Source organism: Streptomyces sp. NPDC004721 (assembly GCF_053601495.1).
The window spans coordinates 136,871-156,593 of record NZ_JBSGBZ010000004.1 but is presented as its reverse complement, the minus strand read 5'-3'; the positions used below and the strand labels follow the sequence as shown (position 1 = coordinate 156,593).

At 72.0% G+C, this 19,723-nt stretch carries 16 protein-coding genes; 8 read left to right on the top strand and 8 right to left on the bottom strand.

The window, feature by feature from the left end:
• Nucleotide 1: 1 nt before the first annotated feature.
• Entirely contained in the window at nt 2-673 is a 672-nt protein-coding gene (locus ACWEK3_RS04985) for a succinate dehydrogenase (protein ID WP_361417694.1), read from the bottom strand.
• 120 nt (nt 674-793) lie between these two features.
• On the opposite strand from ACWEK3_RS04985, the gene ACWEK3_RS04980 reads away from it, so the two are divergent.
• The gene (locus tag ACWEK3_RS04980; protein ID WP_453248949.1) at nt 794-1,681 is read left to right on the top strand and encodes a LysR family transcriptional regulator; all 888 of its coding nucleotides are present in this window, start codon (nt 794-796) and stop codon (nt 1,679-1,681) included.
• An 81-nt stretch (nt 1,682-1,762) separates the two neighbouring features.
• On the opposite strand, the gene ACWEK3_RS04975 is transcribed toward ACWEK3_RS04980, so the two are convergent.
• A complete protein-coding gene (locus ACWEK3_RS04975; RefSeq protein ID WP_453248948.1) occupies nt 1,763-2,443 on the bottom strand; it encodes a TetR/AcrR family transcriptional regulator in 681 nt (226 codons plus the stop codon).
• Nucleotides 2,444-2,531: 88 nt separating this feature from the next.
• Here ACWEK3_RS04975 and ACWEK3_RS04970 point away from each other — a divergent pair, with 88 nt between their 5' ends.
• Both ACWEK3_RS04970 and ACWEK3_RS04965 read left to right on the top strand, forming a co-directional pair.
• On the top strand, nt 2,532-4,160 hold the full coding sequence (locus tag ACWEK3_RS04970) for an amidohydrolase (protein ID WP_453248947.1): 1,629 nt from the start codon (nt 2,532-2,534) through the stop codon (nt 4,158-4,160).
• A 94-nt stretch (nt 4,161-4,254) separates the two neighbouring features.
• Nucleotides 4,255-5,661: an APC family permease gene (locus ACWEK3_RS04965; RefSeq protein ID WP_453248946.1), complete on the top strand. Its 1,407-nt coding sequence runs from the start codon at nt 4,255-4,257 to the stop codon at nt 5,659-5,661.
• Nucleotides 5,662-5,931: 270 nt separating this feature from the next.
• Here ACWEK3_RS04965 and ACWEK3_RS04960 read toward each other — a convergent pair whose 3' ends face one another.
• The 3 genes from ACWEK3_RS04960 to ACWEK3_RS04950 form a co-directional block, all read right to left on the bottom strand.
• Nucleotides 5,932-8,067 (bottom strand): putative bifunctional diguanylate cyclase/phosphodiesterase, encoded by a 2,136-nt coding sequence (locus tag ACWEK3_RS04960; protein ID WP_361417679.1) that lies wholly within the window; start codon nt 8,065-8,067, stop codon nt 5,932-5,934.
• Nucleotides 8,064-8,876, bottom strand: a complete 813-nt coding sequence (locus tag ACWEK3_RS04955) for an SAM-dependent methyltransferase (RefSeq protein WP_450541664.1) — start codon at nt 8,874-8,876, stop codon at nt 8,064-8,066. The genes ACWEK3_RS04960 and ACWEK3_RS04955 overlap by 4 nt, the downstream gene beginning before the upstream one ends.
• A gap of 228 nt (nt 8,877-9,104) precedes the next feature.
• Nucleotides 9,105-10,055 (bottom strand): SCO0930 family lipoprotein, encoded by a 951-nt coding sequence (locus ACWEK3_RS04950; RefSeq protein WP_453248945.1) that lies wholly within the window; start codon nt 10,053-10,055, stop codon nt 9,105-9,107.
• 758 nt (nt 10,056-10,813) lie between these two features.
• Here ACWEK3_RS04950 and ACWEK3_RS04945 point away from each other — a divergent pair.
• From ACWEK3_RS04945 to ACWEK3_RS04935, 3 genes are all read left to right on the top strand, one after another.
• Nucleotides 10,814-10,942: a hypothetical protein gene (locus tag ACWEK3_RS04945; protein ID WP_263637975.1), complete on the top strand. Its 129-nt coding sequence runs from the start codon at nt 10,814-10,816 to the stop codon at nt 10,940-10,942.
• 16 nt (nt 10,943-10,958) lie between these two features.
• Nucleotides 10,959-11,723 carry a bestrophin-like domain gene (locus ACWEK3_RS04940; RefSeq protein WP_450541668.1) on the top strand — a complete coding sequence of 255 codons (765 nt, stop codon included), beginning with the start codon at nt 10,959-10,961 and terminating at the stop codon, nt 11,721-11,723.
• Between the two features lie 162 nt (nt 11,724-11,885).
• Entirely contained in the window at nt 11,886-12,359 is a 474-nt protein-coding gene (locus ACWEK3_RS04935) for a hypothetical protein (protein ID WP_450541670.1), read from the top strand.
• 183 nt (nt 12,360-12,542) lie between these two features.
• Here the strand turns inward: ACWEK3_RS04935 and ACWEK3_RS04930 are convergent, their stop codons facing one another.
• Nucleotides 12,543-13,052 (bottom strand): hypothetical protein, encoded by a 510-nt coding sequence (locus ACWEK3_RS04930; protein WP_450541748.1) that lies wholly within the window; start codon nt 13,050-13,052, stop codon nt 12,543-12,545.
• A gap of 1,101 nt (nt 13,053-14,153) precedes the next feature.
• Between ACWEK3_RS04930 and ACWEK3_RS04925 the strand changes: the two genes are divergently transcribed.
• Complete coding sequence (locus ACWEK3_RS04925) at nt 14,154-14,828, top strand: class F sortase (RefSeq protein ID WP_450541672.1); 675 nt, start codon at nt 14,154-14,156, stop codon at nt 14,826-14,828.
• Nucleotides 14,829-14,873: 45 nt separating this feature from the next.
• On the opposite strand, the gene ACWEK3_RS04920 is transcribed toward ACWEK3_RS04925, so the two are convergent.
• Both ACWEK3_RS04920 and lysX read right to left on the bottom strand, forming a co-directional pair.
• Nucleotides 14,874-15,716 (bottom strand): polysaccharide deacetylase family protein, encoded by an 843-nt coding sequence (locus tag ACWEK3_RS04920; protein ID WP_450541673.1) that lies wholly within the window; start codon nt 15,714-15,716, stop codon nt 14,874-14,876.
• Between the two features lie 97 nt (nt 15,717-15,813).
• Nucleotides 15,814-19,107, bottom strand: coding sequence for a bifunctional lysylphosphatidylglycerol synthetase/lysine--tRNA ligase LysX (gene lysX, locus ACWEK3_RS04915; protein ID WP_453248944.1), 3,294 nt, complete (start codon nt 19,105-19,107; stop codon nt 15,814-15,816).
• Between the two features lie 115 nt (nt 19,108-19,222).
• Here lysX and ACWEK3_RS04910 point away from each other — a divergent pair, with 115 nt between their 5' ends.
• Nucleotides 19,223-19,702, top strand: coding sequence for a universal stress protein (locus tag ACWEK3_RS04910; protein ID WP_361417649.1), 480 nt, complete (start codon nt 19,223-19,225; stop codon nt 19,700-19,702).
• The last annotated feature ends 21 nt before the right edge of the window (nt 19,703-19,723 follow it).

Sequence of the window (19,723 nt, the reverse complement as noted above, 5' to 3'; positions counted from 1 at the left end):
GTCAGCTCACCACTCCGGTCATGACGCCCACCGGGACGGCGATGAAGCCGACCGTGAGCAGCAGTGCGAGAACGTTGGCGGCGGTCTTCAGGGCACGGTCGCGGGTGCGGCTGCCGACGCCGAGGGTCTGGGCGGCGCTCCAGAAGCCGTGCCGGATGTGCAGGCCGAGCGCCAGCATGGCGACGATGTAGATGACGTTGCCGTACCAGGTGGAGAAGGTGTCCACGACGTTCTGGTACGGGTGGCCCGGCTGGAATCCACCGGAGTGCACGGTGCCGGTGGTCAGGTCGAGGATGTGCCAGACGATGAACAGGCCGAGGATGATCCCGCCCCAGCGCATGGTGCGGGTGGCGTAACTGGCCCGGGGCCTGGTGTGCACGTACTTGCTGGGCCGCGCCTTGATGTCGCGGCGGCTGAGCTGGTAGGCGGAGACGGCGTGGGCGACGACGGCGGCCACGAGCACCACACGGACCAGCCAGAGCGTCCACTCGTAGTGCATGAACGGCTCGCCGAGTGTGCGCAGCCAGTGGGCGTAGTGGTTGAACTCGGCCGCCCCGAAGTAGATCTTCAGGTTTCCGATCATGTGGACGACCAGGTACAGCAGCATGATCAGGCCGCTGACCGCCATCACGGTCTTCTTGCCGACGGTCGAGCCCCACACGGTGCGTGCCATGGACGGCCGTCGGTCCGTCCGCGTTGCCAGTGCCATGTCTCAGGACGCTAGGGCCGAAGGACCCCATCGGTCCAAGACATGGTCCGGCTCGTTTCGATAGGGATTGGCTATGCTGGTCTGGTGCAGTTCCAGCAGCTCCAGTACTTCGTGGCGGTCGCCGAGACCCGGCACTTCACCCGGGCGGCCGATCTGGTCCATGTCGCCCAGCCGTCACTCTCGCAGCAGATCAAGGCGCTGGAGCGGGAGTTGGGCGCGGATCTGTTCCTGCGGGCGCGGGGCAACATCACGCTCACCGACGCCGGTGAGGCACTGCTGCCGCTGGCCCGGCGCATCCTCGCCGACGCCGACACGGCACGGCAGGAGGTGCAGGAACTGGTGCAGCTGCGCCGGGGCCGGGTGCGGCTCGGCGCCACCCCGAGCCTGTGCACCGGCCTGCTGCCGGACGTGCTGCGCGCCTTCCACGACCGCTACCCCGGCATCCGGCTGCTGGTCGAGGAGGGCGGTTCCCACGACCTGGTACGGGAGCTGGCCCGCGGCGCCCTGGACCTGGCGCTGGTCGTGCTCCCACTGCCCACCCCCTCCCCCGCCCTGACCACGGTGGAGCTGCTGCGCGAGGACCTGGTGGTGGTCTCCTCGCCGGAGGCGCCGGCGCCCGGTGGCCCGGGGCGGCGCTCGGTCGGCATCGCGGATCTCGAGGGTGAGCGTCTGGTGATGTTCCGGCACGGCTACGACCTGCGGGAGCTGACGGTCGCCGCGTGCCGCGCCGAGGGCTTCGAGCCGGACCTCGCCGTCGAGGGCGGGGAGATGGACGCGGTGCTGGGTTTCGTACGGGCGGGGCTGGGAGTGGCCGTCGTCCCGCGCATGGTCGCGACGCGTGCCGGCCACGGCCTGCGGGTCACCCCGCTCGCCCGGCCCGGACTGCACCGCACGATCGCACTGGCCCACCGCAGCGACGTGGCTCCGCCGAGGGCCGCGAGGGAACTTCAGCGGATGCTGCTGGAGCGATGACCGTTGAGCGCACCTCGCGCTTCCAGACCTGCACTTGATTCCTCGTCAGCCTGACGGGGGATCGTCTTGACTTAGCGTCAACTACCATGCGTCAGAGGCGGTTTCCACGGCCAGCCGAGCGCGCAGGCCGTCGACCAGCGCCGCGAGTGCGACCTCGAAGGCCAGGTCAGCGGCGGGCCGTCCCCGCGCGGCCGAGACCTCGTCCCGGGCGTGCACCGCGGCGGTGAACCTGGGCACCTGGGGCGAGTCAGGCCCCGGGTCGAACATCGCGGCCGGTGCCACCAGGTCCAGCGCCGAACCCAGGATGAACGACTCCACACCGACCATCACGGGGATGACCGAAGCGGTCGGCCATCCGCCGCGCTCCAGCCCGCCCACCACCGACTCGTACATCCTCAGGGTGCGGTGCGCACCGGACACCGGCATGGTGGCCAGGAGCGAGATGGTCTGCGGATGCGCCGCGAACGCCGCCCGGTAGAGCCGGGCCCAGCTCACCAGGGCCTCGTCCCAGGGCAGGGTGTCGAAGACCTTCGCGTCGATCGGGTCGGCCACCAGCTCGCGCACTCCGGCCAGGATGTCGTCCTTGCCCTTGACGTGGTTGTAGAGCGACGAGGGCCGGACCCGGAGCCGCCGGGCCAGCAGGGCGATGGAGAACCCCTCGGCGCCGACCTCGTCGATCAGGTCCAGCGCGCCGCGCACGATCACCTCGCGATCGAGTACGGGCGTGCTCGGCCGTCCCGACCTTCGTGTCCCGGCGCTCATCCGGTGTCCCCGCCCCTCTTCCCAAGCGTCGTCGCGTGAGTCTAACCTGCGTCCACTAAAACGAACGGCATTCGCTTTGGGAGTACGTATGCCCCTCACCGTCTTCCGCAACGGCACCGTGTGGACCGGTCTGCCCGTACCGGCCGACTCCGGGCAGTCGCCGACCGCGCTGGCCGTGCGGGACGGCCGCGTCGAGGCCGTCGGCGCCGCGGCCGAGGCGCTCGCCGGCGACGCCGACGAGCTGCTGGACCTCGGCGGGGGTCTGCTCATGCCCGCGTTCGGAGACGGTCACTGCCACCCCGACCAGGGCGGATTCGAAGCGCTCGGACCGCGGATCAGGCCCTGTACCAGCGTGGACGAGCTGGTCGCGGAGGTCGGCCGGTACGCCGCCGAGCACCCCGAGGCGGACTGGATACTCGGCGGGAGCTACGACTCCACGCTCGCCCCCGACGGCCTCTTCGACGCCCGCTGGCTGGACGCCGTCGTACCCGACCGCCCGGTCGCCCTGCGGGCCTGGGACTACCACACGCTGTGGTGCAACACCGAGGCCATGCGCCGGGCCGGCCTCGACGGCTCCACCGAGGACAGCGAGCGCGGCCGGTTCGTACGCCGCCCCGACCGCAGCCTGATGGGCACCATGGTCGAGTGGGACGCGGTCGACGCGGTCCTCGGCGCCGCACCCGCGCGCACCCTGGACGAACGCGTACGGGCCCTGGCCCACGCCACCCGCACCTACGCCGCGGCCGGAGTCACCTGGATCCAGGACGCCTGGGTGGACCACGAGGCCGTCGACGCCTATCTGACGGCGGCCCGGCAGGGCGTCCTGGCCACGCGGGTGAACCTCGCCCTGCGCGCCGACCCGTCGCGGTGGCGCGAGCAGCTCGCCGAGTTCGCGGCCGACCGCGACCGGATCCGGGCGGAGGGGCTCGACCGGCTGACCGTGCAGACCGTCAAGTTCTTCGTCGACGGCATCATCGAGAACCGCACCGCGGCGCTACTCGAACCGTACGCCGACGACCCCTGCACCCGGGGCATGCCGGTCTGGGCCGCCGCCGAGCTGCGCGAGGCCCTGGTGGAGATCGACCGGCTGGGCCTCCAGCCGCATCTGCACGCGATCGGCGACGCCGGCATCCGCACCGCCCTGGACGCCCTCGCCCACCTCACCGAGGCGCGCGGCCCCCGGGACCGCCGTCCGGTGATCGCCCATGTGCAGATGGTCGACCCCGAGGACCTGCCCCGCTTCGCCGAACTGGGCGTGATCGCCAACATCGAGCCGCTGTGGCTTCAGCCCGACCCGGCGATGACCGACCTCACCATGCCCCGTCTGGGCGAGGTCCGGTCCCGGCAGCAGTACCCGCTGGGCTCGCTGCTGCGCAGTGGCGCCCGGGTCTCGTTCGGCAGCGACTGGCCGGTCACCGACCACCGGCCGCTGACCGGCCTGCCGGTCCCGGTGACCCGGCAGACGCCGGAGCGCCGCCCCGAGGGCGGCTGGCTGCCGCGGGAGCGGATCGGCATCGAGACCTCGATGTCCTGCTACACGGCCGGCGTCGCCCACCAGGCGATGGCCGACGACCGGGGTGTCCTGGCCCCGGGACGGGTCGCCGACCTGGTCTGGCTCGACCGGGACCCCCGCGACTGCGACCCGCACGACGTGCCCGCCATCACCGTGCTCGGGACCTGGCTGGCCGGCGAGTGCACCCACGGCACCCAGGGGTGACCCCAGGGCGGGGCGCCGCCGCACGCCCCGCCCCAGCCGCCGCCCTTGCCGGATCACCCGGTAATGCCTCATTCTTCTGCGGAAGGAACGCTTCATGACGGATACCGACATCCCCGCGGAAAAAGGACTCAAGCGAGTCCTCGGGCTGCCGGGGCTCACTCTCTTCGGACTCACGTATCTCGCCCCGGTGACCGTGTTCACCACCTACGGGGCGGTCACCGGCGTGACCAACGGCCATCTGCCGGCCGCCTATGTGATCGCCCTCGTGGTGATGCTCTTCACCGCCGTCAGCTACGGGCGGATGGTGCGGGCGTTCCCCACCGCGGGGTCGGCGTACACCTACACCCAGCAGTCCTTCGGCGGGCATGTCGGCTTCATGGTCGGCTGGACGCTGCTGCTGGACTACCTCTTCCTGCCGATGATCAACTTCCTGCTGATCGGCATCTATCTGCACAGCCAGTTCCCGTCGGTTCCCGCGCGGGTGTTCGTGCTCGCCGCGCTGCTGCTCGCGCTGCTCGTCAACGTGCTGGGCGTGGGCTCCATCAGCCGGCTCAGCGTCCTGGTGGTGGGCCTGGCCGGGGTGCTCGTGGTGCTCTTCGTCGCCCTGTCGGTCCACCACACGCTCGGCCACGGCACTTCCAAGCCGTTCGCCTCGTTCCTGCCGGGCGGCTCCGGGACCTCGGCGGCGTTCTCCGGGGCCGCGATCCTCGCGCTGAGCTTCCTCGGGTTCGACGCGGTCTCCACCATGTCGGAGGAGGCCAAGGACCCGCGCCGCACCATCCCCCGCGCCATCGTGCTGACCACGGCCATCGGCGGCGTGCTGTTCATCGTGGTGTCCTGGATGGGCGCGCTGGTGCACCCGGGCTCCACGTTCAGCGACCCCGACAGCGCGGGCCTGGACATCATGCGGACGCTGGGCGGCTCGGCCTTCACCTCGTTCTTCGTGGCCGTCTATGTCGCGGGCTCCTTCGGCTCCGGGGTCACCACGCAGGCGAGCGTGTCCCGGATCCTGTACTCGATGGGACGCGACGGGGTGCTGCCCAAGCGGGTGTTCGGCCATCTCCACCCCCGCTTCCGCACCCCGGTGATCGCGACCTGCCTGGTGTCCGCGGTCTCGCTGGTCGCCCTGTTCATCAGCCTCGACAACGCCGTGGTCATGATCAACTTCGGTGCCCTGATCGCCTTCTCGATGGTCAACCTGAGCGTGGTCAAGCACTATCTGATCGACCGGGGCCGCCGGAGCGCGCGCGACCTGCTCTCCTACGGGCTGCTGCCGGTCGTCGGATTCGCCCTGACCGTCTGGCTGTGGACCAGCCTGGAGGGCATCACCTTCGAGGTGGGGCTCTGCTGGATGCTGGCCGGGTTCCTGTACCTGCTGTTCCTGACCCGCGCGTTCCGGCGGAAGCCTCCGGTGATGAGCTTCAGCGAGGAGCGGGCTGAGGCGGAGGCCGCTCCACGCGACGAGCCGGGAGTGGGCGCGGCGGCGGTGCCGCGCGTCTGAGAGCGACGGCCGAGGGGCCTGCCGACGGTGTGTCGGCGGGCCCCTCGTGCTGCGACCGGAAAGGTTCACCGGCTCGCGTCGCCCGGCACGGCACTCCCCCAGCCTTCGGCCGGGGGTACCCCCACGCCGCGTTGTCGCATCACCCGAGTACATCCAGTACGAGGGCGATGCTCCGCCTTGCGATGCACCGCACCGAACGCCGCGAGCTTTCCGGCAAACCTTTCCGGTCACAGCACTAGGCCGTTCTCGGATCCGCGCCCCGCTTCCCGTTCAGCCCGTCGCGTCCGCCAGGGCCAGTTCGTGCAGGCGTTCCGGTGGGCCCGGGCGGGCGTAGTACCAGCCCTGGGCGGTGTCGCAGCCCAGGACGCGCAGTTGCTCGGCCTGGGCGCCGGTCTCCACGCCCTCCACGGTGACCGCGAGGTCAAGGCTGTGGGCGAGCGCGACGATACCCTCGACGATCTTCAGGTCGACGGGGTCGGCCGGGAACCGCTGCATGCCCTGGGTGAAGGAACGGTCCAGCTTGAGCACGCTCACCGGCAGCCGGCGCAGGTTGGCCAGGTTCGAGTAGCCGGTGCCGAAGTCGTCCAGGGCGATGTCTATGCCCATCTCGGCCAGCCGGCGCAGCGGCTTGAGCAGGTCGTCGTCGGCGCCGATGAGCGCCGACTCGGTGACCTCCAGGCACAGCGCGTCCGGCTGCACGCCCGCGCGCTCCAGGATGTCGACGGTGTCCTGGACGAGCCCGGGGTGGGTGAGCTGGCACGGCGAGAGGTTGACGTTGATGCGCAGCGGGCCCTCGGCGCCGTGCGTCTCCCGCCACCGGCGGGCCTGGCGCACCGACTGCTCCATGACCCAGCGGCCCAGCGGGACGATCAGCCCGGTGTGCTCGGCGAGCGGGATGAACCGGTCGGGGCCGAGGACGCCGTGCTGCGGATGCAGCCAGCGCACCAGCGCCTCGGCGCCGCGCACACTGCCGTCGCCGAGGTGCACCAGCGGCTGGTACTCGATGAAGAACTCGCCCCGGTCCAGCGCGGCCGGCAGCGCCGTGGTCAGTCCGTGCCGGGTGATGGCGCGGGCGTCGGCCTCCGGGTCGGCGAGCTCGAAGCGGTTGCCGCCGGCCGACTTGGCCCGGTACATGGTGATGTCCGCGCTGCGCAGCACCTCGGCCGCGCTGCGCTCGCCCGCCGGTCCCTCGACGATGCCGATGCTGCCGCGTACGGCCAGTTCCCGGCCGTCGATACGGATCGGGGCGACCAGCGCGTTCATGATCCGGGCGGCGAGCTCGTCGACCTCGTGCCGGGTGCCGGGGCCGGTGGTCAGCGCGACGAACTCGTCACCGCCGAGCCGGGCGACCATTTCGCCGGGCGCGGTCGCGCACGCCTGGAGCCGGTCGGCGACCTCGACGAGCAGCCGGTCGCCGGCCGCGTGGCCGAGGCTGTCGTTGATGGTCTTGAAGCCGTCCAGGTCGAGGTAGCACAGGCCGAAGCGCTGGCCCTCGCCCGCGTTCAGCGCCTTCTCCAGGCGTTCGAAGAACAGCGTGCGGTTGGGCAGGCCGGTGAGCGCGTCGTGGGTGGCCTCGTACCGCAGTCTCAGGTTGAGCAGCCGCCGCTCGGTGGTGTCCTCCATGAGGGCGAGCTGGTACTGCGGGTAGCCGTCGGCGTCACGGAGCAGGGAGACGGTCAGGTTGGTCCACAGAACCGTTCCGTCCGGCCGGTAGAAGGCCTTCTCCACGTGGTAGTGCTCGCGCTCGCCGCGCACCAGCTCCTCATACAGCCGCCACATCTGCGGGGCGTCGTCGGCGTGGGTCCACTCTCGTACGTTGCGGCCGCGCACGGTCTGCTCGGAGCCGCCGAACATGCGCAGCAGCGCGCTGTTGACCTGGAGGACGTGGCCCTCCAGGTCGGCGATGGCGATGCCTATCGCCGCGCCTTCGAACACGGCGCGGAAGCGGGCCTCGCTGGCGTGCAGGGCCTGGGCGACCACGCCCTGGGCGCGCAGCGCCGCCTGGGCTATCGCCTCCTGCTCGGCCAGCGTGCGTTCGCGCAGCGCCCGCGCGAACCCGGCCGCCATCGAGTGCTGCAACCGCGCGGAGCGGGCCCGCAGGTCCTCCTGGTCGCCGTCCTCGCCGCAGTACAGCACGAGGTAGGCGTCCAGGCAGTCCAGGGAGCGGCTGAGCGCCTCGGGTGCGGTGCAGTGCGCGTCGACCAGGGCCGCGCCGACCGCCTCGCCCTCCTCCGCGGCGAAGGCCCGGTCCCGTAGCGCCGTGCTCAACCGGCGGGCGAGCGGCAGGAGTTGCTCCTCGAACTCCGGGCGGGTCAGCGACGTCGAGGTCACCGGGAAGACGGCCCGGCTCCAGATCGTCGTCAGCCGGCGCAGTCTGCCCTCCGGCCCGTCCGGTTCCGCGCTCACGCCGTACGCCCCACGCCCGCGAAACCGGAGTAGGCGTACGGGTCCTCGTCCTCCGGCGCCGTACGCGGCCGCCAGTTCGGCATCGGCACCAGCCCGGGTTCCACCATGTCGTACCCCTTGAAGAACCGCGCGATCTCCTCGCGCGAACGCATGATCAGCGGGTTGCGAATGTCCTTGTACACGTCCACCAGGGACCGGCTCCGCTTCGCGGGGAGCGGGATTCCCTCGTACGCGGCATGGGTGAGGACGAGCAGGCTGCCCGGCGCGAGCGCGTCGCGCAGCTCGGCCACCGCACCGTAGGGGTCGTCCGCGTCTTCCACGAAGTGCAGTATGGCAACGAGAAGCAGCGCGACTGGCCGATTCAGGTCGATCAGCCGCCCCAACTCGGGGCTCTGGAGGATTTCCCCGGGCTTGCGCAGGTCGGCCGCGACCACGTCGGCGTGCTCGTTGCCCGCCAGAACGGCCTTGCTGTGGCTGACGGCCACCGGGTCGTGGTCGACGTACACCACCCGCGCGCCGGGCCGGGCGGCCTGGGCGACCTCGTGGACGTTGCCGAAGGTGGGGATGCCGGACCCGATGTCCAGGAACTGGGTGACGCCCTCCTCCAGGGCGAAGTCCACGGCCCGGCGCATGAACGCCCGGTTGGCCTGCATGATCTTGGGCAGCCCCGGCATGAACTCCATGGCCCTGCGGGCCGCTTCCCGGTCGACCTCGAAGTTGTGCGAACCGCCCAAGTAGAAGTCGTAGATGCGAGCGACGCTCGGCACCGAGATGTCGATGCTTCGCGGAGCCCAGGCGGGACGCTCCATCCATCTCTCCACTGCGTAGGCGATCCGGTGTTCGAGCTGAGGCTACTGATCGCCCGCCGAACGGGCGAGCCGAAACGGAAATTGACCATCCGTTCCCGGTCACCACCTGCGCTCCCGGCCCGCTCCTCGCACCCGCATCGCGGTGAATTGCCACGATCCGAGCACACGCCGGACCGCCCCCTCCGTGCGGTACGGAGGGGGCGGTCCGGCGTGGGGGGAAGGTGGTCCCTACTGCGGCGCGCCGATCGCCTTTCCGTCGGGGGAGACGGCGAACCACGTGCCGCCGACGCCCTGGCCGTTGACGTCGCCGGGCGCCTCGTCCCCGGAGAAGGTGTAGAGGGGCCAGCAGTTGATGGTCATCTGCTTGACGCCGTCGGGCCGGGTGAAGGGCATCATGCCCTTCTTCAGCACGCCCTTGGTATCGCTGACGGCGACGGGCGCCACGGCCGGCCACTTCTCCAGGCAGGAACCGGTGCAGGCGGAGACCGACTTCGGCCACGCCTGGTCCTTCGAGAAGCGGTAGACCGTCATGCCGTTCTTGTCGACGACGACGTCGCCCAGTTCGGTCTTCTTCACGGACAGGCCGGGCAGGTTCACCAACGAGGCCTTCTTGCCGTCGGGCGCCAGCGCGAACCACTTGCCGTTCACGCCCTGGCCGCTGGTCTCACCGGCCTTGGTGTCCTTCGCGTAGCGGTAGGCGGGCCACCCGGCGATGGTCAGCTGCTTGGTGCCGTCGGCGCGGGTGACCTCGCCGAGCAGGGCCTTGTCGACACCGGCGCCGGCCGTGGCGTCGTTGGCGGGAACCGGCGGCCAGGCCGTGGCGCAGTCGGCGTCGCAGGTGGACTTGGGGGGCTTGGCCGTGTCCGCGTCGAAGCGGTACAGGGTCATCCCGGCGCTGTCGGTGACCACCTTGCCCAGCTCCGCGTTGGCGGAGACCGCGAGTTCCCCGGCGGCCTTGGCGGCACCCTGCTGGCCGTCGGCGCCGTAGCCATTGCCGAGGGCGCTGTCGGCACCGGCGCCGGCGCTCGTCCCGGCGCTGCCGAATCCGCCGGCCGCGGCGGTCGCACCCACGTTCTGGCTGCCCGTCGAAGGCGCGCTTTCCTGACCGCACGCCGTCGTCAGCGCCAGCACGGCCGCGGCCGCCGCCACGAGTGAGGCGCTCCGCCAGGAGGTGTTCATCGTCAACTCCCCATAATCAAAAGGGTGTTGCAGCGCCCTGCTGCGCCGCCGCACGACACTGGGTACGCACGGCACCGGTGGTTGTGTTCAACCGCGGCGAAGATTTCTTTCCGGAATCCGTGACACGTTTCGCGCCACCCCGTACGCGCGTACCCATCGGCAGCGCCGCACCGGCCCGCCGATCAAACCCTCCGACCTGCCACGTCCCACCTTCGGGGCAATCCGCGCCCACCGCGGCGTGCCAGGGTCCACGACAGCTCATGATCTTGCTCGTGCAACGACCCGAACCGACGCGATCCGCCCTGGTGCTGCGGGTGTTGGCGCCGGCACTGCTGGCGTGGACGTGTGTGGGCGGGGCCGCCCCGGCGGCGGCCGACGCCTGCGCGTACGCCTCCACGGGCCCGGACGGCACAGAGGCGGTGGCGGTGGCCGGCAGCGGCCCCTGGCCCTCTTTTCCGCCCCTTCCGCCGCCGTGCCCGCAGCCGACGCCACCGCCCAGCCCGAGCCCCACCCCGACACCCACACCCGAACCCACCCCGACGCCCACGCCGCCTCCGCCGCCTCCGCCGCCGGCACCACCACCGAAGCCCACCCCCACCCCCACACCCAAACCCCCGCCGCCCCCGCGCCCGGCCCCGGTCGCCCCGCAACCCCGGCCCACTCCCCCACCACCCCCACCGCCCGCACCGCCACCGCCACCCGCGCCGCCGGCCCCCAAGCCGGCCCCCAAGCCCCGTCCCCGCCCGTCCGTGGCTCCGGTGACCTACCCGCGCCACCACACCCAGCCGCACCGGCCGACACCCCGGCGCAGCCCCTCACCCCTCACCTACGTCCTGCTCATCGCGGTACCCGCACTGGCCGCCGTGGCCGCGCTCCGCCCCCGCTGACCCCTGGAGGAACCCGTTGTCGGAATGGCTTGTTCTCGTTCTCGCGATGCTGGCCGCCTGTGCGGTGGTCGTGGTCATCACCCTCCTGCGGCACCGCACGAAGGCCGTGGACGACGATCCCACCGAGACCCCGGACGTCATCGAGTACATGACCATGTGGATCGGCGTGGTCTACGCCATCGTGCTGGGGCTGGCCATCGCCGGTGTCTGGGAGGCGCGCGTCGCCGCCCAGGACCACGTGCAGGCGGAGGCCCAGGCGCTGCACGAGGTCTCCGAGCGCGTCCGCGTCTATCCGCCCGACGTCCGCGACCGCATCCGCGCCGACGTCGACGCCTACGCCGGACACGTCGTGACCACCGAGTGGAAGACCATGGCAGACCACGGCCATGTCACCAAGCGGGGCGACGAGCTGCTCGGCCGCGTCCGCGCCGACGTCACCGACTACCAGCCCAAGTCGGACTTCGAGGCGCAGGCCTACCAGCCGCTGGTGGACCAGGTGGCCGCCGCCGCCCAGGCCCGCACCGCACGCGCCGGCTCCATGGGGGCGACGATGCCGGGTGTGGTGTGGTTCGGTCTGATCGCGGGGGGCGTCGTCACCATCGGCATGGTGTTCGCGCTCCAGATCCGGCGCACGAAACGGGAGCTGATCCTCGCGGGGCTGTTCTCCGCGCTGATCGCCTTCCTCCTCTTCCTGATCTGGGACTTCGACTCCCCCTACAGCCGCGGGGTCTCGGCCACCGCCGGGCCGTTCCTGGACCTGTTCCCCCATCTGACACACTGACGGCCCCGTGTGAATCCCCTGTGCGGCCCAACCGTTGCCCCGTTCGCCCGGGTGCAATCGCGCCGGAGTGCACACCTCCCTAGCGTTTTGGTCAGCGAGGCGCATACCCGGCACAAGCGGAATAGGTCCGCTGCTGCTCCTCGGGGACCGGGAGGACCCACCATGCGCGTAATAGGTGTCGTATCGGCCGCACTGCTGGGCGTCGGCGCCCTCACCTTCTGCGCGCCGGCCGCCGTCGCCAGCGGTGGTGACGGCCGCTCCTACGGCAACGGGGGCGGCGACAGCCGTTCCTACGGAGGCGGAGGCGGCGGAGGCGGCGGCGGTAACGAGGACCGCTACGGCGGCGGGGGCGGCGAGCGCGGCAACTCCTACGGCGGCGGAGGCGGCGGCGAGCGCGGCAACTCCTACGGCGGCAACGGCCGCTCCGGTTACGGCGGTGACGACGAGGGCAGCTTCGGCAGTCGCGGAGGCGGCGGTTCGGAGCACTTCCGGCACGGCGTCCGCGCGGGCGTGGGCGGGAACGTCGCCGGCTTCGACCTCAAGCAGATCGGCCTGGGTACCGCGCTCATCGGCGGCTCGGTCGGCACGGCTTACTGCCTCTCCCGCCGGCGCACCGGCGAGGAGGGCACCGCCTGACCGCGTCCTCTTCCTCGGGACAGGCCTTCGCCCCGGACCTTTCCAGGTCCGGGGCGAAGGCCTGTCGGTATACGCGGACTCAGAGGCGAAAGCCCCGCCGACAAGAAGGGCGAAGGCTCCGCGGACAGGAGGAGATCCGGCCCCGCACACGGGAGTGGGGGCCGGATCCGGCGTACGGAGTCGTCAGGAGCGCTTGTCGGACCGGCGCCGCATCCAGAGCACGCCGCCGCCGACGGCACCCGCCGCCATCAGCCCGCCGCCGATGGCCATGTCGGCCGGGGTGGCACCGGTGATGGTGCCGCCACCCACTCCGCCGCGGACACCGCCAACTACGGTGAAGGCCTCCGGCCGGGTCAGCCGCCGGCCGTTGCAGTCGACCGTGATGTCGTACGTCCCGGGACGGGCGTCGTCGCGGATCGTCACGACACCCCTCGCGCGCTCGCCGGCGCCGTCGAACGGCCGCAGCGTCGACTGGGAGAACACGGTCGACGACATGGTCCCGCCGTTGCGGCAGCCGTCGATCGTGACCACCAGCTGACCGCCGCGGGCGATCACGCCGGGCGAGGGCACGATGCTCTGGACGCCGCCCGGGCCGTGGCCGGGCGCGCCGCCGAGACCGGCACCCGGAGCGACCCCGGAACCGCCACCCGTTCCGGCGCCGGGCGCCGCCCCCTCACCTCCCTTGTCGACCAAGCCCCCGAGACCGCCGACACCCGCGCCCTCGCCTCCCTTGTCAACCAAGCCCCCCAGGCCACCGGGGCCGACGAGGCCGAAGTCCCCGCCGAGGTTCCCGCCGAAGTTCCCGCCGAAGCCGCCACCGCCAGGGCCACCACCGGGGAACTCGCCGAACCTGCCCCTGTCCCTGTCCCTATCCCTGTCCCTGTCCCTATCCCTGTCCCTATCCCTGTCCCTGTCCCTGCCCCCCCGGCCGCCACGGAACTCACCGAACCCGCGGAACTCACCGAACCGGTCCCCCGGGCGACCGCGGAACTCACCGAAGCCACGGAACTCACCGAACCGTTCCCCCCGGCCACCGCGGAACTCACCGAAGCCACGGAACTCACCGAAGCCGCCGCCCCCTCCAATGCCGGGCCCGAAACCGGGACCGAAACCGGGGCCGAACCCGAACCCCGGCCCCACTCCCGTCCCGAACCCCGGCCCCACTCCCGGCCCGAACCCCGGACCCACTCCCGGCCCGAACCCCGGACCCACTCCCGTCCCGAATCCCGGCCCCACTCCCGTCCCGAATCCCGGACCCACTCCTAGACCTCCACCTGGGCCGCCGCCTGGGGCAACCCCCGTGCCCCCACCCACGCCGCCGTCCCGTGTGATGCCGAGGACTTCGGCGCCCTTCGCCACGGCCCCGGGGGAGGCGAGCCCGACCGCGGCGACCGCCGCGGCCAGCACCACCAAGGAGACCGAGGGGGCCGTGCGGGCCATAAGGGTACGAGTAGTACGCATGTGATCCTCCGCGGAAGGCGCCCCGGGGACCCGTACCCGGTCGATCGGTGAGAAAGCACCTCCCGCCACCGACCCTCGGACGCACTCCACGCGGGCGCATTTCGGGGCTGGTCCGTCTCGGTGAGCAAATGCATCAGGACCTTCACCCCATTGAATATCGACGCAGGTCACGGACCGTCAGAAATGACCCTTCCGGACCGCCTCGGATGGCGCACGGCAAAACGACGCCGCCACCCGTTCGCGTGCGCCCCGTCGCCGGTTGCGCGCGCCGGACTTAGCGTTTCTCGCATGCGCGATTGACGCGGCGACGGCCGCGTCGAGAGGGGATGCCGAATGCCTGCGAGAGAGCTGACCGGATTCATCGAGGAGGAGCGGGAGGCACCGAGGAAGCGCGCACCGTGGGGCGTGATAGCGCTTGCCCTGCTGACCGGACTCGCCCTGATCCGCAACGGCTCCGGGGAGTTCGACGTCGGCCCGCCCCAGCCCGCGACGGCGGCGGCACCGGACCTCAGGCACACGCCGCACCCCTCGGGCGGGGTCCTGCAGCCTCTGTCGCGCTCGGTGCCGGACCGGATCAAAGTCCCCGTCCTCCAGATCAACGCGCCCATCACACCGGTCGGTGTGGACGCCGACGGCTGGGTCGCCGCGCCGCCGCCCGCGGACCCGAATCTGGCCGGCTGGTTCAACGGCGCGGTCACGCCCGGGGAAAAGGGCACTTCGGTCGTCGTCGGCCATGTGGACAACGCTGCTGGACCCGCCGTGTTCTACGGACTCGGCGCCCTGCAGAAGGGAAACCGCGTCGAAATCAACCGCCAGGACGGGAAGACGGCCGTATTCGAGGTGTACGGCGTCGAGGTGTTCGCGAAGAACGATTTCCCCGGAGACCGTGTGTACGGCTCGAAGGGCACGCCGGAACTGCGGGTCATCACCTGCGGCGGCGGCTACACGAAACAGAACGGATATCAGGGGAACGTCGTCGTGTTCGCCCGCCTGGTCGAGGTCCGCTGACAGGACCCCGGCCGGGCGGGCGCCGGACCGTGCGCGCGGCTCGGCTCAGGTGTACTGCCGGCGCGGCACGGTGAAGTGGTGGCCGTCGTCGAGGAGCTTGGGAAGGTAGTCGCGCAGCGCGCGGACGGTCTGCGAGCGGTCGCCCCCGGCATCGTGGGAGAGCACCACGACCCCGGGGGCGGCGCCGTGCTCGATCCGGCGCACGATGGCGCCGGTGCCTGGGGTGGTCCAGTCGAGGCTGTCGACGCTCCAGGCCAGCGGTTCCATGCCCAGCTCAGCGTTGATCTTGAAAACGTCGCGGTTCCAGGCACCGTAGGGGGCACGAAACCACAACGGCCGCTCGCCGTAGGCCTTTTCGATGATGTCGCTGGTGCGCTCGATCTCGTGGCGGATGCCGCGGCGGCCGAGCTGGGTGAGCATCGGGTGGCTCCAGGTGTGGTTGCCGACGACGTGTCCCTCGTCGGCCATCCGGGCCAGCAGGTCCCGGTTCCAGTCGGCCATCTCCCCGCAGACCATGAACGTCGCCCGGACGTCGTACTTGGCCAGGGTGTCCAGGACGTGCGGGGTGAACTCGGGGTGGGGTCCGTCGTCGAACGACAGCATCATGGTGTCGCCGCGGCCGGAGAAACGCAGGATCGGCGTGGTCCGCACCCTGGCGGGCAGCGGCGCGGCCCGCTGCGGGACGTCACCGGCCAGGGGCGTCAGACGGTAGGCGGAGGGATTGAGGGCGCTGCGCGCCTCGGGGCCCGCGGCGGGGGCGGGCGGTACCGGGGTGTCGGAGGAACCGGAGAGCAGCAGACCGGCCGTGCCGGCCGCTCCCGCCGCTCCGAGAGCGACGGCCCCGGCGAACAACGCCCGGCGCCGCGTGAGCAACTGATCCTTCTGCATGACTCATCAGTGTCCGGGCCCTCCGCCTCTCCACCGGCACGGCGCCACGAAAGCACCCGCCCGGCCCAGCGCCCGGCGGCAGTTGTGCGCGGGTGCCTCAGCGGCGGCGTACCAGCGGGAACGGCAGCGTCTCACGGATCGTCAGGCCGGTGAGGAACATGATCAGCCGGTCGACGCCGAGGCCGAGGCCGCCGGTGGGCGGCATGGCGTACTCGAGGGCGTCGAGGAAGTCCTCGTCCAGTTCCATCGCCTCGGGGTCTCCCCCGGCGGCGAGCAGGGACTGGGCGGTCAGCCGGCGGCGCTGTTCGACGGGGTCGGTGAGCTCGGAGTAGGCGGTGCCCAGTTCGGTGCCGAAGGCCACGAGGTCCCAGCGTTCGGCGAGCCGCGGGTCGGTGCGGTGCTGCCGGGTGAGCGGGGAGACCTCGGTCGGGAAGTCCTTGTAGAAGACGGGCGGCCCGGTCCGCTCCTCCACCAGCCGCTCGTACATCTCCAGGACGATCTCGCCAGGAGTGTCGTCCGCGGTGTACGGCACGCCGGCGCGGTCGCAGTGCCGGCGCAGTGTCTCCGGGCCGGTGCCGGGGCCGATCTCCTCCCCGAGCGCCTCGGAGATCGCGCCGTGCACGGTCTTGACCGGCCAGGGCCCGGAGATGTCGTACCCGATGCCGTCCTGGTGGGCGACCGGTCGGCCGAAGACGGCGGTGGCGGCACCCTGGATCAGCTCGCGGGCGAGGTCGAGCATGACGTCGTAGTCGGCGTAGGCCTGGTAGGCCTCCAGCATCGTGAACTCGGGGTTGTGCTTGTGGGAGACGCCCTCGTTGCGGAAGGTGCGGCCCATCTCGAAGACCTTCTCCAGACCGCCGACGCACAGGCGCTTCAGGTACAGCTCGGGTGCGATGCGCAGGTACATGTCGAGGTCGTAGGCGTTGATGTGGGTGGTGAACGGGCGGGCGTTGGCGCCGCCGTGGATCTGCTGGAGCATCGGCGTCTCGACCTCGAGGAAGCCACGGTCCAGCAGCCCCTGGCGCAGGGCCTGTACGGCGGTGGAGCGGCTGCGGACGACCTCGCGGGCCTCGGGGCTGGTGACCAGGTCGAGGTAGCGCAGACGCACCTTGGTCTCGGGGTCGGCCAGGCCCCGGCGTTTGTCGGGCAGCGGGCGCAGGCACTTGCCGAGCAGCCGCCAGGAGGTGACGAAGACGGTCGGCTCGCCCGTGTCGCTCCGTCCCGCCCGGCCGGTGGCGGTGATGTGGTCGCCGATGTCGGTGTCGGCGGTGAAGCGCTTCAGCGCGGCAGGCCCGGTCCGGTCGCGGGTGAGGGCGAGTTGGTGGTCGCCGGACCAGTCGCGCAGCACGACGAAGACGATGCCGCCGAAGTCCCGGGCGAGCAGGATCCGGCCGGCCACGGTGAGCTGCTCCCCTTCGCGGACCTCGGCGAGGGCGTGGGTGCGGGCCTTCGTCCCCACCGGGTAGGGGTCGGTGCCGGCCGCGCGGAGCCGGTCGAGTCTGGCGTGCCGGACGCGGACCTGTTCGGGCAGGCCGGCGAGCGGACCGCCGGCTTCGGCCCGTGCCTCCTCGTCGAGTCCGAGCGCCGTCAGTGGCGGCAGGCCCTCGGTGGTGGCCGGGCGCGGTCCGGTGGCGGGGTGGGCCGGGTGGCCCTTGCCCCAGAGCTTGCGCAGCGAGGGTACGGCGACGAACCCCTCGGCGATGCCGGAGGCCAGGCCGATCCGGGCGAGGGAGGCGGTCTCGCCGTAGCAGATGAAACGCGGGTACCACTCGGGGTGGTACTTGGCGTTGGACCGGTACAGGGCCTCCAGCTGCCACCAGCGGGAGAAGAACAGCAGCAGGCCGCGCCACAGGCGCAGCACGGGTCCGGCTCCGATGCGGGCGCCCTCCTCGAACACCGAGCGGAACACCGCGAAGTTCAGCGAGATGCGGCGTACGCCGAGCTTCGGGGCGGCGGCGCAGAGTTCGGCGACCATGTACTCCATGACGCCGTTGGGTGCGGCGCGGTCCCGGCGCATCAGGTCCAGGGAGGCACCGTCGCGGCCCCAGGGCACGAAGGACAGCAGGGCGAGCAGCCGGCCCTCCGTGTCGAGGGCCTCGACCAGGAGGCAGTCGCCGTCGGCCGGGTCACCCAGGCGGTCCAGCGCCATCGAGAAGCCGCGCTCGGTCTCGGTGTCGCGCCAGGCGTCGGCCTTGTCGACGATCTCCTCCATCTCGGCGTCGGTGAGGGTGGCGTGCCGGCGGACGCGGCAGGTGGCGCCGGTGCGGCGGACGCGGCGCACCGCCTGCCGGGTCACGCGCATGTCCCGGCCGTCGAGGTCGAAGCCGGCGACGTGCACGATCGCCTCGTCGCCGAGTTGGAGGGCGCCGAGTCCGGCGCGGGCGTAGGCCCGGGCGCCCTCCTCGGAGGCGCCCATGACGGCGGGCGCCCAGGCGTAGCGGCGGGCCGCGTCCAGCCAGGCGGCGATGGCGTGCGGCCAGGCCTCGCGGTCGCCGACGGGGTCGCCGCTGGCCAGGCACACGCCGGCCTCGACGCGGTAGGTGACGGCGGCCTTGCCACTGGGCGAGAAGACGACGGCCTTGTCGCGGCGGGTGGCGAAGTAGCCGAGGGAGTCGTCCTCGCCGTAGGCCTTGAGCAGGGCGCGGATGCGGGGTTCCTCGTCGCCGTGCAGGGCCGCCTCCAGGCGCTGCGAACGGAACAGTGTGGCGGCGGCGTTGAGCAGGGCGAGCGCTCCGAACAGGCCGAGCAGGAAGGTCACCGGGCGCGGCGGGCGGCCGTCGAAGTCGCGGGCGGAGACCAGTCCGCCCATGACCCGGTTGGCGGACCACGCCAGGTGCAGGCCGGAGGGCAGGGTGCCGGGGAAGAGCGCGACCAGGCCCCAGCCGGCCAGGACGGCCACGGCGAGTCCGGCGACCAGCACGGCCAGCGCCCGCCACCAGGAGCCGCGGCGGGAGGCGGCGTAGAACTCGCCTCTGGCCGTGATCAGCAGCACCAGTGCCAGACCGCAGAGCACGAGGGACGGCGCGAACTCGGCGTAGTCGCCGGCCGCGAGGCCGAGTACGTCGCCGAGGATCACCAGGCCCAGGTAGCCGACGACCAGCCACCAGGCGACCTTCTTGCGGGCGGCGGTCGCGCCGGCCAGCAGGACGAGGAAGACGGCGTAGGCGAGGTTGATGCTGACCGGGACGAGGAGCAGGTCCAGGACGCGGACGACGGGGTGGAGCAGGACCCGCAGCGGGGCGATGAGGTCCAGCAGCGCGCACAGCAGGGCCAGAGCGCCGAAGAAGGTGGCGAAGCCTTGCGGCACCCTGCTGAGGAGTCCGTTCCTGCGCGGCGGCGGGGCGGGGGCGGCGGCGCCCCGGGAGGGGGCGGCACCGGTGGCGGCGGTCATGGCTCTGGTGTGGTGGCGCTCATGGTTCCGACTGTAGGAACTGGGCGCGCGGGGCGCCCGTCGAGAGGTGACCCGCGCGGCGTTGGGAACCGGGGATTCCGATAGCCTCGCACATGTGACGGAACAGCACGAGCAGCACGAGCGGCACGCTCACCGGTTCGAGCGGGGCACGGACGGGCCGAAGGTCATCGTCGCCGGCGTGGACGGCTCCGACTCCTCGATGCGGGCCGCCGCGTACGCCGCCGGTCTCGCCCGCCGGCAGGGCGCGCTGCTGGCCCTCGTGTACGTGCAGCCGGTGATGACGGCGGGGGCGGCGCTCGGGGCGCCGGTGGCGGAGACGACCGACGAGATCGCCGAGGACCTCGTGCAGTACATCCGGGAGTCCACGGAGCGGCTGAAGGGGATATTCGAGATCCGCTGGGAGTTCCACACCTTCCCCGGCGACCCGTACAACGGTCTGGTGAAGGCCGCCGACGAGCTGCGTGCGGACGCGGTGGTGGTGGGCGCCTCCGAACAGGCCGGCCACCGGATCATCGGCTCGGTCGCGATCCGCCTGGTGAAGGCGGGACGCTGGCCGGTGACGGTGGTTCCGTAGGGCCCGTTCCCGGCGTTCGGA

What these genes read in the sequence shown, in the direction of transcription:
- ACWEK3_RS04985 (WP_361417694.1), bottom strand. Translation starts at nt 673, where the DNA reads ATGGCACGCACCGTGTGGGGCTCGACCGTCGGCAAGAAGACCGTGATG.
- ACWEK3_RS04975 (WP_453248948.1), bottom strand. Translation starts at nt 2,443, where the DNA reads ATGAGCGCCGGGACACGAAGGTCGGGACGGCCGAGCACGCCCGTACTC.
- ACWEK3_RS04970 (WP_453248947.1), top strand. Translation starts at nt 2,532, where the DNA reads ATGCCCCTCACCGTCTTCCGCAACGGCACCGTGTGGACCGGTCTGCCC.
- ACWEK3_RS04965 (WP_453248946.1), top strand. Translation starts at nt 4,255, where the DNA reads ATGACGGATACCGACATCCCCGCGGAAAAAGGACTCAAGCGAGTCCTC.
- ACWEK3_RS04955 (WP_450541664.1), bottom strand. Translation starts at nt 8,876, where the DNA reads ATGGAGCGTCCCGCCTGGGCTCCGCGAAGCATCGACATCTCGGTGCCG.
- ACWEK3_RS04950 (WP_453248945.1), bottom strand. Translation starts at nt 10,055, where the DNA reads ATGAACACCTCCTGGCGGAGCGCCTCACTCGTGGCGGCGGCCGCGGCC.
- ACWEK3_RS04935 (WP_450541670.1), top strand. Translation starts at nt 11,886, where the DNA reads ATGCGCGTAATAGGTGTCGTATCGGCCGCACTGCTGGGCGTCGGCGCC.
- ACWEK3_RS04925 (WP_450541672.1), top strand. Translation starts at nt 14,154, where the DNA reads ATGCCTGCGAGAGAGCTGACCGGATTCATCGAGGAGGAGCGGGAGGCA.
- ACWEK3_RS04920 (WP_450541673.1), bottom strand. Translation starts at nt 15,716, where the DNA reads ATGCAGAAGGATCAGTTGCTCACGCGGCGCCGGGCGTTGTTCGCCGGG.
- lysX (WP_453248944.1), bottom strand. Translation starts at nt 19,107, where the DNA reads ATGACCGCCGCCACCGGTGCCGCCCCCTCCCGGGGCGCCGCCGCCCCC.